Source organism: Salmonella sp. SAL4457 (assembly GCF_046548235.1).
Lineage (GTDB): Bacteria > Pseudomonadota > Gammaproteobacteria > Enterobacterales > Enterobacteriaceae > Salmonella > Salmonella enterica.
The window spans coordinates 1-249 of the sequence record NZ_JBGDZO010001011.1 but is presented as its reverse complement, the minus strand read 5'-3'; the positions used below and the strand labels follow the sequence as shown (position 1 = coordinate 249).

Here is a 249-nt window from a genome sequence, read left to right as displayed (position 1 = left end):
CGAGTCCGCCACCGGAATCGGGAAAGGTATCCGCTTGCCTTCTCCCGTGGCCGGGCAATGGCCGTTCCGTACCCCGGCGGCGACTGCATGTCTGGAACTGGCTGAAGCCAGCGGTCTCCGCCACAAGCCTTGCAAGGAGACATCCATGAGCGACCACTCGCTCCTTCCATCGATTAAGGCCGGAAGATGACCAAAGCAAACCCGTTTGCCGCATTGAAATGGCTTTCCCTGGCGCCCGCGCTGCTGCTC

At 61.8% G+C, this 249-nt stretch carries 1 protein-coding gene; it reads left to right on the top strand.

The window, feature by feature from the left end:
* A partial coding sequence (locus ACLJNW_RS27215) for a hypothetical protein (protein WP_410961668.1) occupies window positions 1–190 on the top strand: 190 nt, incomplete at its 5' end.
* Window positions 191–249: the final 59 nt, after the last annotated feature.